The organism is Desulfobacca acetoxidans DSM 11109 (assembly GCF_000195295.1).
Lineage (GTDB): Bacteria > Desulfobacterota > Desulfobaccia > Desulfobaccales > Desulfobaccaceae > Desulfobacca > Desulfobacca acetoxidans.
Genome location: NC_015388.1, coordinates 3255009 through 3268908 on the forward strand (window position 1 = coordinate 3255009; position 13900 = coordinate 3268908).

Sequence of the window (13900 nt, forward strand, 5' to 3'; positions counted from 1 at the left end):
TACTGCCAGGTCCGGGACAACTCAGCCATAAATCTTCGGTGAGGTTACCGAAGGCTCTGCCTCCGACAGTATAACTCAATGTTTATCCTTGGAATCTTGCCCGACTGCCAATTAAGAAATTGATCAGTCGCCGGAAAATTTCGGTGGCAAGGGAGTTCTAGGTTCCTCCACTACGGGCGTCCGCTCATAGTCGTCTTCCCGCGACCGGGTTCTTTTCTTTGTTTTTTTCGGGGGTTTCTTCTTAATCACCGTTAAGTCGTCGAAAATCATCGGCACTTCGAGATTCATGCCGTTGACCAGACGGATTATTCTGGTACGATCCTCGGGGTTTTTTACCTTACCGGCAACCTTGATTCTATCTTTCTGAAGCAAAACCTCGATATTAGGGAAACCGCTGTCCCGAAGTTTGGTTTTTATGGCTTGGGACAAGACCAGTTTTTTGTTTTCTTGATTAACCGGAGGTGTCGCTGGCGCCGTGATTGGCTGGTTTGTCTCGGGAACCACCGGAGCGGGAGTAGAAACCCGGAGAACTGGGCGGGAAGCCGTGGTCGGAGCATTAGGGCTGAGAAGCTGAGGCTCTGTCAGAGTATCCTTTTTTGTTTCGGTTGAGGTCAGGCCCGGCGGAGGCGTTGGCTTGGCTGCCAGGGTTGGCGGTGGATCTGAAGGTTTAGGCGGTTTCGTTTCGGGCGCAGGAGGTGGAGGAAGGTCAGCCGGGCTATCTGAGGTGGGCGCCACGGGTTTGTTAGAGACCGCCAACTGCTTCTGATTCGGGGATTTTGGATGAGGTCCACCCGGACCATTCACAGACTTTCCCAACCCACCCCGTGAGGAAGTTCCTGGCTCAGAGGATGGTGGGGAAATATTTTTCCCGGATGGTGCAAGTGACTCGGCTGGAGACGGAAGTTTTGCTATAAGCTGCGGAGGTACCGCCCCATCGTGGTCTGGTCCCCTGGTCAAGGCGTTATAGATGATGGGAGAGGCTATAATAGCTATTAGAAGCAGCACAACATACGGCAGATGATATTTCCGCACGAATGTTAGCAGGGAGGAAGTCGGGGAGGACAGTGGTGCCGTTTTGGTGAGCCAGGGCGCTACCTTGGTGGCCTTCTCGCTGAACCCCGCAGCCGGAATATCTCCGGAAGAACGGTTTTTCAGGGAAGTTTCCAGGGCCTGGAAAAAATCTTGGATGGAAGCGAAACGGTCATCGGCGGACTTGGCCATAGCCTTAAAGACGACGTTCTCCAGGGCCGGAGTAATGTCGGCGTGGCCAAGTCTCAAGAGAGAGGCGGGGGGCTGATTGATATGCGAGACGATGATTTCATAATCCGAACCCTGGAAGGGCGGTTGTCCACTCAAGGTCTCGTACAGGGTGACACCCAGGGCATAGATATCCACCCGGTGGTCCGAGGGTTGGCACAATATCTGCTCCGGCGCCATGTAAAGCGGGGTTCCGGGGGTATGCCCGGTCCTGGTCAAGCGATGGCTTTCCTTCAGGTTGAGGGCAATACCAAAATCCATGACCTTGACAAGACCATCAGTAGTAATGCCGATATTCGACGGCTTGAGGTCCCGATGCACGACTCCCTTACTGTGAGCATAATGTATGGCCTGGCACACCGGACGGAAGATCGTCAGAGCTTCCTGGGCGGTAAGGCGTTTGCGACGTTTAAGCAAGGCCTCCAGGGTTTCGCCGTCCAAATATTCCATGACAATGAAGGCCTGTTCGGCAGTCTGCTGGAAGGAATAGACCATAGTGATGTGAGGATGATTTAATCTGGCCTGGTTTCTGGCCTCGTAACGGAACCGCTCCAATAATTGCCGGTCTTGGATCAGGTAGGAATGTAAAAACTTGAGGGCAACCAGCCGACCGAGGGCCAGATCTTCGGCAATATAGACCACCCCCATCCCACCGGGCCGGGAATCGATAATCTTATAGTCTTTCAGGTCGGGAGGTTTCATTAACGATTCAGCCGGTTTTGCGCCTTTTCAATCTGCCCGGAAAGTTCCGGTGGGGCGCATCTGAGAAAGGCTTCGTAGGAGTCTAGAGCTTCCTGGCGACGGCCGGTTTTTTCCAAAGCCACCGCACGATCATAATATGCCTGAGCCAGCCTCGGATTCAAAGCCAGGGCCTGATTGAAATCGGCGATGGCCAGATCGTATTGTTTCCTCTTATCATAGATGAGGCCGCGATTATAATAAGCATCCGCATCCTTGGGATCAAGGGAGACGGCTTTTTCCAAGTCAGCGACGGCTTGCTGCAGATGACCGGTAAAATAGTATACCTGGGCCCGATTATAATAGGCCTTGGCATAATTGGGATTCAAATCCAAGGCCCGGTTCAGATCAGACAAGGCTCGGTCATACATGCTTTGACGGGCATAGATGCCACCCCGGTTATTCAGACTTTCCACTGAGTCGGGATCTAAATCCAAAGCCCGGTTCAGATCTACCAGGGCCTGGTCGAATTGACCTTTCTTGGCCCAAGCCGTCCCCCGATCAACATAGGCCTTGACAAATTTCGGTCTGAGTTCCAGCGACCTGCTAAAATCAGCAATCGCATCGTCGATCTTACCCCGCTTTAACTGCAGGCCGCCGCGCTGGTAATAAGCATCGGCATTTTTAGGATTGATTTTTAGGGCATTTTGGATTTTGTCCCAGGCGGCCTGATCAGCAGCGCTCTCCGGAGGAGCGACGGGCCCGGCGGAGGGAGCGACAACCGGCCGGGTACTCGGCGGCACAGGGATGGCGGTATCCTGGGCGGACGGGGGTGAATAAGCAACTCGGCCAGACAGTTCTTTGGCCTTCTGAAAATCCTCCCTGGCCTGTTGCGTCTTATGCAGCATGTCATACACATTACCGCGGGCCCGATAAATCTGGGCGTCGGAAGGATTAAATTGCAATGCCCGGTTAAAATCGGCCAGCGCCTTTTCCAGTCGGCCTCGCCTCACTTGCGCCATACCGCGGTTGACATAGGCATCCCCTCGGTTGGGATCGATCCTCAAAACCGCATTAAAATCGGCAATGGCGAGTTCGTCCTGACCTTTGAGGGCATAAATCATCCCCCGATTAAAGTAGGCTTCCGGGAAGTTTGGATGGGCATTAATGACCTGGCTGAATTCGCTCACCGCCAGGTCATATTGTTTATTGAAGAAGTGGTCCACACCCTGGTTATAAATCGGTTTGATGCTGCGATCCAGGGAGGAACGGACAGTAATGAATTGCTCGGGCGGGGCTGATTCCCGCACTTCCCGGGAAGGGCGAGCTTCATCAGTTAATGCAGGCGGCACACTCTCTAGGGTCACGGGTATCTGCAGCCCCCGGGCCTTCTGAAAGTCTTCCTTCGCCAGATCAGAGCGCCCTAATTTTGAATAGGCAATACCCCGCAAATGGTAGACCTGGGCGTCACCGGGATTCAGTTCCAGGGCACGATTATAATCGGCGATAGCCTGGTCATAACGACCTCGGCGACTGTGAGCCATGCCACGATTGTAATAAGCGGCGGGGCGGACCGGGTCCAACCGCAGAACCGTACCGAAATCGGCAATGGCCAATTCCTCTTTTCCCAGCAGAGTGTAGATTAAACCACGATTATAGTAGGATTCCACATGATCGGGATGATTGGCGATGATTCTACTGAAGGTAGCAACGGCTAAGTCGTACTGCTTGGTATGAAAATAATCCACGCCCTGATTGTAGTCATCCATGACTGCCAGGTCTGATGATCTCGAGGAACCCCGCCGGCGGCTCGAAGCACGGCGGGAATAATCATCCCGGTCTTCCCAGTCTTCCTCAGATTGCCGTTGAGCCAGGAGACCGATCTCCGGGGTTGAACTGTCCACCACGCTTGCCGCGGCGAGCTCGAAGCCGTAACCGATGGCCGGCTCGCAGGTAACCAGGCAGACAAAGAAGAGCAAGAAGCCGTAAAAACAGACAGATTTTTTTCGACTGTATCGGTTCCTGACCATGGTTGACCCTCGGCAAATGTATTCAAATACTGTTAGCTCTTTTATACGGTCAGCCGGTCGAAAAAATCAATAAAATAATTCTTCCGGGAAAGTAGTCAGCTCAAAAAGATAGCATGGTTCACTTATTCTCTTGGTATCGAGCTCCTAGCCCGATCTTAATTTCCCGCTGTCTGTAATAACTCTTCGAACAATTTCGCCAAGTTCGGTAATTCTATAAGGTTTGGCGATGACTTCACAGAAACCATAGTCTTGGTAATTGGCCATTACCGGATCATCGTAATACCCGCTAGAAACGATCGCTTTCACCTGTGGGTCTATCTTAAGCAGCTCCCGGATTGTACTTTTGCCCCCCAGGCCTCCGGGAATTGTCAGGTCCAGAATTACCGCATCAAAAGGACTTCCTGACTTCTTAGCCTGGACAAATCTTTCGAGAACTTGAGAGCCCTCGCAGACAAGCTCCACGGTATACCCCAACTGCATCAGCATCCGGCCTAAAACATCTCGAACCATCTTCTCATCATCCATGACCAGAATCTTTCCTTGCCCCCTGATTGACTCCACCGACCTCGGTTCATCCTGAACGGTTTCTTTCTCTGTGGCCGGGAGATAGACAGTAAACGTGGTGCCAATCCCCACCTGTGAATCTACCTGAATAATTCCCGCATGGTTTTTGATAATGGCATAAGCGGTAGTGAGGCCCAGGCCACTGCCCTTATGCCTGGTGGAAAAATAGGGATCGAATATCTTATTCAGGTACTTGGGAGAGATGCCAATTCCCTGGTCGGTGAAGGTTAATTTCACGTATTTCCCTCCCGGCAGGGCTAACGCCGATTTTGCCTGAACGATCAAGTTTTCCGCCGCAACCTTGACAACTCCGCCTTCCGGCATCGCCTGATCGGCATTCATCAGTAGATTGCTAAAGGCCTGACCGAGCTGTCCGGCATCGGCCTCCACCGCCCAAAGCTCTGCCGGGATGGAGAGGTCACAAAGAGTATTGGAGCCGGATAAGGTCAAAGTGACCGATTCTTTGAGCAACTTTGCCAGGCAAACAATCCTTTTGATGGGCGCCCCGCCTTTGGCAAAAGTGAGCAGTTGCCTGGCCAGGGTTTGCGCTTGAAAACAGGCCTGCTGGGCCTGCATAAGCCGGTCCTGGACCTCGCTTTTGATTACTTCCTGCAGCAAGACCAGACCGATATTGCCCAATATGGCGGTTAAGATATTATTGAAGTCATGGGCAATGCCCCCCGCCAAGGTGGCCAGGGACTCGAGCTTGCTACACTGCAACCGTTCATCCTGGGCCCTCCTATATTCGGTGACGTCTCGCACATGTGCAATAACCGCCGCTAGTTGGCCGGAAGTGCGATTCATCATTGGAAAAGAACGAATCTCTAAAAACCGGTCGCCAGCCCCGGCTACATGTATAGCGACTGTTCCCCGGCTGGCCTTGCCCGTCCGGATAGTCTGTTGCACAGGGCATAGTTCACATGGGACCTCCCGGCTATGGTAAACTTCATAACATTTCCTTCCCAGCGACGGTTGTTTATTAAATCTCCGTCCGGCTTGGTTCGTCCGGATGATGGTCAGATCCAAGGCGAGGATGTCCAAGACATCAGGGATACTATCAAAAATATCCTGCAGGAATTGTTCATTATCCTTAAGCAACTCCTGAGCTTCCCGCCGTTCGGTGACGTCAAGCATGTAACCGATGATCTCCAGCGGTTGGCCCTGGGCGTCCCGGATCAAGGTCAAATCATCGCGTATCCACCGCCAACTGCCGTTTTTATGCCGAAAGCGATATTCGACGGAAAGGAATCCCTTCTCCGGTAAACCATTTGCCATTGCGAAAATACGGGGGCAGTCATCTGGATGAATATGGAGACCAAAGAACTTAGGATTTTCTGTAATTTCACGAGGTTCGTAGCCCAATTGTTTAGTAACATTTTCACTAATATAGGTAGTGTCGTAATTTCCCGAAGGCTTACAAGAATAGATTACCGCCGGACTGCAGGAGAGCAGACGCTGCAATTGATCCCGCGTCGTCAGCAGATCGCCGCGCAGGCGCTCATTCTCCAGAGACACCTGGGCGCCGTAGGATAACTGCCGACTCAGCACCAACATCGAAATCACATAATTATTGTGCTGGTTGGTCCCATTATCGGCCAGCCCCTGTTCCCCAAAGCTGTAAAACCCCACCACCGGCGCCGGTTTCACCAAATCCTTGATGGTGTCGATCACTTCCCGATTCCGGTCGCCGAGAAGAGGAGACCGGAGAGCGCAGACAAAAACCAGGACTAGGCCCGGATCAGTGATGGTGTGGCGCAGCAGGGCTTTGCGGGCCGCCTCTCCCCCCGCGGCAATAAGCTCCTCTTGATTTGCCTCCATTATGGTCAAAGTGGTGCCTTCGGCCACCGGCTGGGCCAACCTCACTCCCCCGGCGGCCGTAAAAAAACTGGCCATGTTGATGCTGTATTCTCCCCAGCCCATGGGGGTTCCTAGCGGCTGTCCGGTAGTTAGCTTCAGGTGTTTACCTGCCAAAGCTTCAGAAGAAGTGCCCTGGAGTCGGCTGTAAATCTCGGCTGCCGGCTGCCCGTCCAACTCCAGCACCTGATGATTGCCGCAGCGGGTTACCGTAGCTCTCCGGGAAGTAGGGTGAAAACCGTGGGCCATGGCAATACCGAAGCGCAACTGGGTTTCAAAAACCGCCAGCAGCATACTATCAGGATAGGCTCGTTTGCCCCACAGGACGTAATTGGTCTCCAGCCGCCAATCATCGGCTGCGGAACCGCCAACAATGCGTATTCTGCCTAAGGAAAGCCGCTTCAACTCTTCTAAGATCTCGAAACTGCGCGAATCAGCCGTTTTGGTGTTGCCTGGAGAGAATAACAGCGCAAAGACGGATTTGCCCTGCAGGGTCAGTTCCTGCCAGATCCGGCTGTCCGCCGGAGAGAAGAGAGGTGCCAGATCCGGCGCACTCACCGATTCATTCACCGCCTGCCGCCAATCCCGGGAAACTCCCTGCCCTACCCCAACCCGAACCCGCAGATAGGGGGAAGCGAGGACAATAACCACCACACTCTCTTTCTGGGGTGCGTTGCAAATCTCCCCGGCGGTGGTGGCGCCCAAGACCGGCGCATTCGTAATTACCTCATGGATTCCATGGAGCACCTCTACCAGGTTATATTTTACTGAGGCAAAGACTAACACCGCGGTAGGAAAAGACCCTGGGATGGCATGCAGCGCTTCTTGCGCGGCCTCCCTCCCCACCCTCAGGCTGTTGTTACCTGCGGCCGTGCCATAGCCTACATGGAGTTTTTCCGGGTGCTTTGCCATAGAAAACTCTCTCTTTTCGGTCGACATTGAGAATTCTAACCGGTCGCTACCCATTTGGAATCCGATGACCCGGTTCCCTGTCTGGGAAATACATTACGTCTTAGCTCACAATCATATGTATTCTCCATAATTCCCTTGCATAAGATTTCCCTCATTGAGGCGACCGCTAAACATTTATATATTGAGAATAGACACTATTATCTTATGCTGTATTACCCAAGTAAATAATGACAGAGGCTATTGTATCGGAAACGATAGTGTCTGTCACTCCTCTTTTTAGACTTTTCAATTTTTATTTAATAGGCCATAGATAATGGCGTCGGCCAGGGCTTGTGGATCTGGTTGGGCAATTTTGCTGAAGGTTTTCACCAACCGCACCTGTTCAAGGTTTCGATTAGCTGGCCTGAAACCCAAAAAAAGAATAGCGAGAATTATTGACAATGAGCTTGAAATTAGTTTTTAAGCAAGGCGAGAAAGAACAATACTTTTAGTAATCTGCTGAAAGTCTGGTCGAAAAGGTCAGATTGAGGCATCAAGGATGAAAATGGCTTTTCAGGATTCCATCAAAATTGATAATTAATTAAGATATATTATACTTATTTTAGCTGTTCCATCAAGTATTTTTAATATTCATTTTTTCCATTGCAACACTTCAGTTGTTTGGGGCGAATACAAGATTCGCCCCTACAGACTACAGACGGGTCTGTCGATGCTGCGGTGCTGTAGGGTGGGCACCGCCAACCATGTTCCTGATCTATTATCTCAGATAGCTGAAGTATTACTTTCCATTTATGGGCTCAAACAAGCATTAAGGAGACTGTAGGTAGAGGGGAAGGATGACTCAGAAACCTCGCAATTCACCGCCCACTGCCAAACGGCCATACTTGAATTATCGTCATTACCATGATATGGAAAGGGGTGATTAAATCATTTTTACGCAAGTTATTCCGGCTTTATGGCCCGGAAAGCCTGGGTGAGGCAAGGCGCCCTGCCGGTATCTGTTTGGAGGCATTACCGGGCCGTAGAGCTAAGCAATATCGTATCAGACTGAATCAGTGCAGGGAATCAGGCCAGCGACAATAATCCCATGATCAGAACTATCCACATCCAAAACTACATGGCCCACCAGGACACCCGCATTGAGCTGGCCCCCGGAGTAACGGTAATTACCGGCCCCAACAACGTGGGCAAAAGCGCTGTAGTGGAGGCCATCCGCGCCGCGGTAAACAACCCCAGCCCCAAGAACGTCATCCGCCATGGGGCCAAACAGGCGGTGGTGTCCCTGGAACTGGATTCCGGGGAGATCATCGAATGGCGGCGCACGGAAAAAACCGCCGCCTATGCCATCCTCACCCCCAACAACGACGGTGACGGCAGTCCGTATCACCGGGAAGAATATTATAAATTGGGGCGGGACGTTCCCGAGGATGTCAGTTCTCTCCTGCGCTTGGGGATGGTGGAGACGGAGAGCGGCAGCATCGATATCCACATCGGCAATCAGCGGCAGCCCATATTTCTCTTAGATCAGACCGGTTCCCAGGCCGCCGCCTTCTTTGCCGCCTCCACCGAAGCCGACTACCTGGTAAAAATGCGCCAGGCCTTGAAAACCCGCACCGACCTCATCAAGCGGGAGCACAAGCAGCACCTCCAGGGCAAGAAGCTGGCCGAACAGGAGCTGGCCCGCTACGAACCCCTGGACGACGTGAAAGCCGTTCTCAAAACTGCGGAATCGGATTATCTTGCCATTCAGGCAGCGCAGCAGGCCATCCCCCTTCTGGCCGCAATGTTGGGGAAACTCCAGGCCTCCCAGGCTCAGCAGCGGCGCCAGACCGCCCGAGCCGCAGCGCTCCACGAACTAGAGTCACCCCCTTCCCTCGAGGCAGTGAGGGAGTTAGAGAGGCTGCAGCAGCAATTGCACCACACCGCGGCCCGGTTGCAGCAGAGCCGCCTGGCCTCCCGAAGGCTCGGTCGGCTCACTCCCCTGCCAACCCTACAGGAAACCAAGGCCTTGGCGGCATGCTTGGAGCAGGGGAAGGCCGTACAGCATCGCCTTTCCGGCAGCCGAGTTGTACAGGCCGCCGTGGCTGATCTGGCTGCGCCGCCGTCCCTCGAACCGGTGGCCGACCTGCAAGAAGTAAGCACCACCCTGGCCGCTACCCGGCAACGTCTGGGCCGCGATCAATCCCGGGCCGTCCTCTTGGCCGCAATCACCGCCCCACCGGAGGTAGCCGACGTCAGCCAGCTTCCCACCCTCATCGCCCGCCTGCGGGAGTGCCGTCAGCAAACCGTTGCGGCCCAAAAGCGTGGAACCATCCTGGCTCCCCTGTCCCTGCCGCCGGACCTGGCTGATTTGGCCGGCCTGGAACAGGCGGCGGCGCAGATCGCCCTGCTGCAAGGCCGTATGCAGCAACAAAGCCGGGTGCAGGACACCCTCACTGGGTTGCCCGAGGCCCCCGTTCTATTACCGGTGGCCGAGCTGGAAGCCACCCTGGCCGCCCTGCGCCGCGCCGCTGCGGCCCTAAAGCAGCGCCAGCGCCAAGCCGAGGCCCTGGCCGCGGCTCTGGAAGAGAAGCGGCAGGACATCGCCGCTTTCCTGGGGGAGACCGGGGTCTGCCCCCTGTGCGGCAGCCCCCTGGACGTGGTTCATTTCCTGGACGATGTGCATGGTTGATACTCCCCTGCAGCTCCCCACCGTTGGCCCTTTTGAAGGCATCCTCTTCATCGGCGACCCCCACGTGGCCGCCTCGCCCCCCGGCTATCGGTTGGACGACTACTCCCAAAGTATCTTAGCCAAACTGGATTTCTGTCTGCAGACGGCCCGGGAGCACCAACTCCTGCCCATCATCCTGGGAGACCTCTTTCACGTGCCCCGCAACAACCCCAATTACCTGCTGGTGGCCCTCATGGACCTTTTCCGCCCCGTGATCCCCTGGGTACTGGTGGGCAACCACGACAAGCACGAGGCCCGCCTCACCCCCGATGTCTCCCTCATGGTGCTCCATGCCGCCCGGGTCATCCGTCTGCTGGCTGCAGCGGGGCCGGTGGCCACCGTGGTGGCGGGAGGCCGCCGGGTACTGGTGGGAGCCTCCCCGGACTGGACGCCCATCCCCAGGACCGTGGAACGGGGCGGCCACGATTATGTCATCTGGGTGACCCATCACGACCTGACCTTTCCCGACTACACCGCCGGCCGGGTGCATCTGCGGCCCATCCCCGGCGTCGATCTGGTAGTGAACGGCCACCTGCACACCCCCAAGCCCCCCGTCCAGCGGGGGGAAACCCTGTGGTGCAATCCCGGCAGCATCAGCCGGGTGGCCTTGAGTTCCCAGACCCCTAACAAGCTACCGGTGGCCGCTATCTGGCGTCCGGGGCAAACGGAGCTGGAGACCCTGCCCATCCCGCACCGTCCCTTTCACGAAGTCTTCCCGGCCTTTGTGGACCGGGAGTCACCTTCCCCTGATGACCTGGATGAATCGCGGTTCATTAAGGGCCTGGAAAATCTCATGATGCGCAAGACCAGCGAGGGTCTCGGGCTGCAGACTTTTTTGACGGCCAATCTGCAGTCCGGCGACCCCATTGACGCCTTAATCTGGGAGCTCTACGAGGAGGTAATGCGTGAAGAAAACCAAGAATGAGTCTCCGGCCGGGAACCTCTCACCCCGAGATACCGCCGTGCAGGAGAAATTGGAGACCCTGAAGAAAGAATATAAGGACCTGGATACCTTAAAGATTAGAACCGACCAGGATATCGCCAACCTGCAAAAACAGTTGGATGACTTGGAAAAACAGGCCGTGGCCGAATATGGCACCAGCGATCTGGCCGAACTGGAAAAAATCCTGGAAGAGCGCCGCCAGGAGAACGAACTCCGGGTGCAGGAATACGAACAGCATATTCAGGCAGTAAAAGATTCCCTGGCCAAGATCGAAGAGCCGGGCAGTGGCGGGGAGTCCTGATGGCAGACACTCCCCCCCTATGCCAATTGCCCAAACCTCTTTTATTTTCTTCCCCTCGCCCCTTGAGGGGAGAGGGTCGGGGTGAGGGGTGAATAAGATGTTTAGCTATGTAGGGTGGGCACTGCCCACCATCCCTGCTTGCCCCTTGAAAAGCAAGCTATTATAAATAGGGTAAATACGCCCATGCCTTTGTCAACCCCGCTAGCCCATCCCGCCGAAGTGCGCCGCCGCTTCGATACCCTGCGCTGGCAGCAGCGCGCCGTACAGGAACGCCTTGCCGACCACCAACGCCACATCCAGGTCTGCGAGGAGTTCCTGGCCCTGGAGCCCCGCCTCGCCGCCCGCCTGGATCAATTATCCCAGGACCTCTTCGGAGACATCCTCGACGAAGTGGAGCGCAACCTCACCTACGCCCTCAAAGAAATCCTGGAACAAGACCTCCGGGTCATCACCGCCCGGGAGGTAAAAAAGGGCAAAATCAACATTACCTTCGCCATGGAACGCCAAGGCGACCGGGAGGACATCCTCACCGGCCAGGGCGGCTCCGTCTGCAACATCATGTCGGTGGGCCTGCGCCTCATCGCCCTCTCGCAACTCCCCGAACACGAGCACCGCCGCTTCCTCATTCTGGACGAACAGGACTGCTGGCTCCGTCCCGACCTCGTCCCCCGCCTCATGCACATCATCCACACCATCGCCGCCAAACTCAACTTCCAGATCCTGGTCATCAGCCACCACGACCTCAACCTCTTCCGGGAATACGCCGACCGCATCTACCGCCTGACGCCCCCCCGCCGGGATGACGAAGGCCCCCGCCTGGAATTGGTGGAATCCGCCGGATAACCCTTGTATCAATAAAGGCATGCTTACGCAGCAATGTGGCAATAGTATCCTGGTTCCCAAGGTCCTGCCTGGCAACGCCATTAACCGAGAAGCTCCCGCGGGGCCACAAATATCATCGGGCGGGCCGCGCCCGCCGCTCATCTCCCCCTCACTCCTTACCCCTCAGCTAATTCAATGCCATCCTTCGCATCGGTGCTGGCCAATACCATTCTCTCTGCTACACTTAATCTTAACAGTTACCCTAATGCGCCCCTTCCACCATCACCTGAAAGATGTCCTTACCCTCCTCCCTGGTGACTCCCCCATCCAGGGTAAGACCACGAATCGGCAATGGGATATGCACCAACCGCCAAATGACTGGAGGAATTTGCCAATCTGCAGTACGGACGCCTTGGTCATGCTCTTTCCCCATTTATCCTCGCTCCCAGTTGCACTTGGGCAGGCCAGAATGATAAAATAAATGTAACACTTCAGTTGTTTGGGGCGAATACCAGATTCGCCCCTACAGACGGCTTTGTCGATGCTGTGGTGCTGTAGGGTGTTTTTTGTCCTTGCTATATTACGATCCGAAATTCGGCACAGACGGGTCTTTCGATGCTGTGGTGCTGTAGGGTGGGCACCGCCAACCATGTTCCTGATCTATTATCTCAGATAGCTGAAGTACAAGTAAATAAATTTACATCATTTTCCGTTCCATTAATCTGGGAAGCGAATGGGGAAGTATCAAAAACTTCTTTGGCAGATTTTGACCGGGGCTTCAGATGCCAACATCTTTTTTGGCGATTTACGCCAATTGCTGCTCCGTTTGGGTTGTGCTGAACGGTAAAGGGGAAGTCATCTTATTTTTAGAAAAGCGGGCATTGAAGAAAAAATCAATTTGCCGAGAGACGACAACAAGGCCAAGGAATACCAAGTGCGGCAAGTTCGTTCAGTTATATTAAAGTATAAACCGGGAGAGAATCTCTAAGATGTCACGCTATGAAATTATTATCTATTGGAGCAACGAAGACGGCGTCTTTGTGGCCGAAGTCCCAGAACTCCCCGGCTGTATGGCCCATGGCGACACCGAGGAATTGGCCCTTACCAATATTAAAGAGGCTATCCAGTTGTGGATTGACACCGCCACGGAATTCGGCGACCCCATCCCTGAGCCCAAAGGACGGCGGCTGATGTACGCCTGACTAGGCAAAATGATTGAAAGAATTGCTAAGAGATGATCGTGTTAAATTTAAGGAAATTACATCATGCAGATAACCTATGATCCCCGTTACAATATTGCTTATGTGCGCCTGCAGGAAAAGACCTCCCAGGTGGAGACCATCCGGGTCAGCGAAGAGTTAAACATTGATATGGCCCCCGACGGCACGATCTACGGTATAGAGCTGCTGAACGCCAATTCCCAGCTCTTAGGAGCGGATGCTGGAAAACTGGTGGTGATTAATGAGGTGCTAGACCGCCGCCAAGAAGTGAACCTGGTTTAAGGGTAACCTCGTTTTCAGGCCTTGTTCCCAAGATCCTGCCTGGAAACACAATTGCCCGCCAAGCTCCCGCTGGGCCACAAAAATCATCGGGCGGGCCGCGCCCGCCGCACTCTGCTTTTTTGCGCCTGCTTCCCAAATGTTACATGGGAGCCCAGTTAGGCTCAACGCTAGGCCTTGCCATTGGTATAAGCAGCGTTGGGCGGGAAAGCAAAAGCGCATCCCGCCTTTCATTACTTTTTTAATCACTTCATCGCTGCTTGTAGTTTGGAATCGACTAGCCCGCTTTATTCATGATATTTTGAAAAAGATAGCTAACTCATTTTAATG

Annotated in this window: 10 protein-coding genes; 6 read left to right on the forward strand and 4 right to left on the reverse strand. The window is 54.3% G+C overall.

Annotated features, from left to right (window positions below; all coding sequences use genetic code 11):
* Positions 1-123: 123 nt before the first annotated feature.
* From DESAC_RS15530 to DESAC_RS15535, 3 genes are all read right to left on the reverse strand, one after another.
* The gene (locus DESAC_RS15530) at positions 124-1959 is read right to left on the reverse strand and encodes a serine/threonine protein kinase (RefSeq protein WP_013707853.1); all 1836 of its coding nucleotides are present in this window, start codon (positions 1957-1959) and stop codon (positions 124-126) included.
* Positions 1959-3965, reverse strand: a complete 2007-nt coding sequence (locus DESAC_RS14720) for a tetratricopeptide repeat protein (RefSeq protein WP_013707854.1) — start codon at positions 3963-3965, stop codon at positions 1959-1961. The genes DESAC_RS15530 and DESAC_RS14720 overlap by 1 nt, the downstream gene beginning before the upstream one ends.
* 144 nt (positions 3966-4109) lie before the next feature.
* Positions 4110-7295, reverse strand: coding sequence for an FIST N-terminal domain-containing protein (locus DESAC_RS15535; protein ID WP_052301974.1), 3186 nt, complete (start codon positions 7293-7295; stop codon positions 4110-4112).
* A gap of 1087 nt (positions 7296-8382) precedes the next feature.
* On the opposite strand from DESAC_RS15535, the gene DESAC_RS15540 reads away from it, so the two are divergent.
* The 4 genes from DESAC_RS15540 to DESAC_RS14745 all read left to right on the forward strand — a co-directional run bounded on the left by DESAC_RS15540 (position 8383) and on the right by DESAC_RS14745 (position 12092).
* The gene (locus DESAC_RS15540; protein WP_013707856.1) at positions 8383-9966 is read left to right on the forward strand and encodes an ATP-binding protein; all 1584 of its coding nucleotides are present in this window, start codon (positions 8383-8385) and stop codon (positions 9964-9966) included.
* Positions 9959-10930, forward strand: coding sequence for a metallophosphoesterase (locus tag DESAC_RS14735; RefSeq protein WP_013707857.1), 972 nt, complete (start codon positions 9959-9961; stop codon positions 10928-10930). The genes DESAC_RS15540 and DESAC_RS14735 overlap by 8 nt, the downstream gene beginning before the upstream one ends.
* Positions 10911-11249 carry a hypothetical protein gene (locus tag DESAC_RS14740; protein WP_013707858.1) on the forward strand — a complete coding sequence of 113 codons (339 nt, stop codon included), beginning with the start codon at positions 10911-10913 and terminating at the stop codon, positions 11247-11249. Before DESAC_RS14735 ends, DESAC_RS14740 begins: the two co-directional genes overlap by 20 nt.
* Positions 11250-11432: 183 nt before the next feature.
* Positions 11433-12092 (forward strand): ATP-binding cassette domain-containing protein, encoded by a 660-nt coding sequence (locus DESAC_RS14745; protein ID WP_013707859.1) that lies wholly within the window; start codon positions 11433-11435, stop codon positions 12090-12092.
* A 241-nt stretch (positions 12093-12333) separates the two neighbouring features.
* Here the strand turns inward: DESAC_RS14745 and DESAC_RS16360 are convergent, their stop codons facing one another.
* The gene (locus DESAC_RS16360) at positions 12334-12504 is read right to left on the reverse strand and encodes a hypothetical protein (protein WP_013707860.1); all 171 of its coding nucleotides are present in this window, start codon (positions 12502-12504) and stop codon (positions 12334-12336) included.
* 556 nt (positions 12505-13060) lie between these two features.
* Between DESAC_RS16360 and DESAC_RS14755 the strand changes: the two genes are divergently transcribed.
* Together DESAC_RS14755 and DESAC_RS14760 are read left to right on the forward strand one after the other, a co-directional pair.
* Complete coding sequence (locus DESAC_RS14755; RefSeq protein WP_013707861.1) at positions 13061-13273, forward strand: type II toxin-antitoxin system HicB family antitoxin; 213 nt, start codon at positions 13061-13063, stop codon at positions 13271-13273.
* Positions 13274-13336: 63 nt separating this feature from the next.
* The gene (locus DESAC_RS14760) at positions 13337-13573 is read left to right on the forward strand and encodes a DUF2283 domain-containing protein (RefSeq protein WP_013707862.1); all 237 of its coding nucleotides are present in this window, start codon (positions 13337-13339) and stop codon (positions 13571-13573) included.
* The last annotated feature ends 327 nt before the right edge of the window (positions 13574-13900 follow it).